Source organism: Streptomyces himastatinicus ATCC 53653 (assembly GCF_000158915.1).
In the GTDB taxonomy this organism is placed as follows: Bacteria; Actinomycetota; Actinomycetes; order Streptomycetales; family Streptomycetaceae; genus Streptomyces; species Streptomyces himastatinicus.
The window spans coordinates 6,967,081-6,969,842 of record NZ_GG657754.1 but is presented as its reverse complement, the minus strand read 5'-3'; the positions used below and the strand labels follow the sequence as shown (position 1 = coordinate 6,969,842).

At 72.4% G+C, this 2,762-nt stretch carries 1 protein-coding gene and 2 pseudogenes; all 3 read left to right on the top strand.

The genetic code is table 11. The annotated features are described in order from the left end of the window. Positions 1-872 (top strand): annotated as a pseudogene (locus tag SSOG_RS29315) (PP2C family protein-serine/threonine phosphatase); the annotation flags it as partial. A gap of 121 nt (positions 873-993) precedes the next feature. Further along, positions 994-2,361 carry a vWA domain-containing protein gene (locus SSOG_RS29310; RefSeq protein ID WP_009717883.1) on the top strand — a complete coding sequence of 456 codons (1,368 nt, stop codon included), beginning with the start codon at positions 994-996 and terminating at the stop codon, positions 2,359-2,361. A gap of 60 nt (positions 2,362-2,421) precedes the next feature. Beyond that, a pseudogene (locus SSOG_RS54060) lies at positions 2,422-2,762 on the top strand (FHA domain-containing protein); the annotation flags it as partial.

The following is a 2,762-nucleotide window of genomic DNA, read 5'->3' as shown; positions in this document are numbered from 1 at the left end:
CACTGCGGGCACGCCCCAGGCACGTGAGCGCGACCATATGGAACGGGAGTTGGCGGGTGTCGCCGCGGCGAGTGACCGCGGGCTGCGCCACCACCGCAACGAGGACGCGTTCTCCGTGGCCACCGCCGCCCTCCCGGACGGCTCACCGGCCGTCGTCGCGGTGGTCTGCGACGGGGTCTCCTCGGCCACCCGGCCCGACGAGGCATCGGCCGCGGCCGCCCACGCGGCGGAGGTGTCGCTGCTGACGGCGCTGCCCCGGGGCGCCCACCCCCAGCAGGCCATGAACGAGGCGATCGTCGCCGCGGCCGACGCGGTCGCCGCGCTCGCCCTGGAGACCCGGCGCGCCCAGCCCGCACGAGGAGCCCCAGCAGCGCCAACAGAACGCTCCGGCCTGCACCATCGTCAGCGCCGTGATCACCGGAGATCTGCTCACCGTCGGCTGGATCGGCGACAGCCGCGTCTACTGGGTGCCCGACGACCGGACGACCCGGCCCGCCCGGCTCACCGAGGACGACTCGTGGGCGGCCCAGATGGTGGCGGCGGGGCTGATGTCGGAGGCCGAGGCGTACGCGGACGAGCGGGCGCACGCCATCACCGGCTGGCTCGGCGCGGACGCCTACGAACTGGAGCCGCACACGGCCTCGTTCAAGCCGGACCGGCCCGGGGTCGTGGTGGTGTGCACCGACGGGCTGTGGAACTACGCCGAATCGGCGGACGAGATGGCCCGCGCGGTGCCGCCGGACGCCCGGGGCAGGCCGCTCCAGAGTGCGCGGGTCCTGGTGGGCCACGCCCTCAACGGCGGGGGCCACGACAACGTAACAGTGGCCGTGGTGCCGTTCCCCGCCCCGCCGGGAGGGGCAGGATCCGCCTGACGGCCCGAGGGGGACGGGCTCCGGCCCGGGGGGGCGGCGCCGGACGCCATCACTCCGCCCACGCTCTCGCGGCACGACGCGATGCCCATACGTCCCTGTGGAGCGCCAAGGAGCGGATCAGATGGCCAATTTCTCCAAGTCCCAAGCGCCGCGGTTCTCGGTCGACGTTTATCAGAACGAGTACCTCCCGGAGGGAGGCCGTGAGGTCAACGCGATCGTCACGGTCACCTCGACCGGCGGCGGGACGACCGGAGGGATGCCGATCCCCGCTCCCGTCGCCGCCCCTGGCCGGTACGCCACGGGCGGCGGCGCGGCCGATGCGGCCGTGGTGATCATGGTGGACTGCTCCGGCTCCATGGACTATCCGCCGACGAAGATGCGCAACGCCCGGGACGCGACCGCCGCCGCGATCGACACGGTGCGCGACGGGGTCGCCTTCGCGGTGATCGCGGGCACCCACAAGGCGGTCGAGGTCTTTCCGGGCAATGGGCGGCTGGCGACCGCGGATCCGGTCACCCGCGCCGAGGCGAAGGACGCGCTGCGGCGGCTCGGCGCGGCCGGCGGCACGGCGATCGGCACCTGGCTGAGGCTCGCCGACCGGCTGCTGGGCACCGCGGATGTCTCGATCCGGCACGGCATCCTGCTGACCGACGGCCGCAACGAGCACGAGACGCCGGAGGACCTGCGGGCCGCGCTCGACGCCTGCGCGGGCCGCTTCACCTGCGACGCCCGCGGGGTCGGTACCGACTGGGAGGTCAAGGAGGTCACCGGGATCGCCTCCGCCCTGCTCGGAACGGCCGATATCGTGGCGAATCCGGCCGAACTGTCCGCGGACTTCACGCAGATGATGGCGACGGCCATGCGGAAGGAGGTCGCGGACGTCCATCTGCGGCTGTGGACCCCGGTGGGCGCCGAGGTGGTGTTTGTGAAACAGGTCGCACCCACGGTCGAGGATCTGACCGCCCGGCGCACCGAGGCCGGACCGCGCTCGGGCGACTACCCGACGGGGTCATGGGGGGACGAATCGCGCGATTATCACGTGTGCCTGCGGGTCCCGGCGGCGGAAATCGGCCAGGAAATGCTCGCGGCCCGGGTCTCCCTCGTCCTGCCGCAGCCGGACGGTCAGGGCCCTCCGGCCCCGCTGTCCCAGGGGCTCGTCCGGGCCGTGTGGACGACCGACATGACCGCCTCCACCTCGATGAATCCGCAGGTCGCGCACTACACGGGCCAGGCCGAACTGGCACAGGTCATCCAACAGGGCATGGATGCGCGTAAGTCCGGCGATGTCGAGGGAGCGACCGCCAAGCTGGGAAGGGCCGTACAGCTGGCGAACGGTTCGGGGAACAAGGACACGGCGAAACTGCTTGCGAAGGTGGTGGACGTCGTCGACGCGGCGACAGGTACTGTGCGACTGAAAGCGAAGGTTGCGGAGGCGGACGAGATGACACTCGAAACACGCTCCACCAAGACAGTTCGCGTCAAGAAGTAGCACCAAGAGATCGCGTTACGGCAGAAATGCCAAGAACGGCACAAGAGGGGGATCACCGACATGCCGACCTGCCCTAACGGACACCAATCGGCGGCCGACGACTGGTGCGAGGTGTGTGGCCACCGGATGTCGGGGACACCCATGCCCTCCGGCCACATGCCGCCGCCCCCGCCGCCCCCTCCGATGCCGGGCGGCCCGGGTGCGCCCGGCCCCGGCGGCTACGGCTACCCGGCCCCGGGCGGCCCGCCGCCCCCGCCCGGCGCCCCCTCGTCCGGGTACGGCTACCCGGCCCCGCCGCAGCCTGATGGCGGCTACCAGCCGGAGGTGTGCCCGCAGTGCCGTACGCCGCGTGAGGCGCAGGCGCCGTTCTGTGAGGAGTGCCGCTACAACTTCCTGACGCA

Excerpts from the sequence above, each read along its gene's own strand:
- SSOG_RS29310 (WP_009717883.1), top strand. The coding sequence starts at position 994 with ATGGCCAATTTCTCCAAGTCCCAAGCGCCGCGGTTCTCGGTCGACGTT.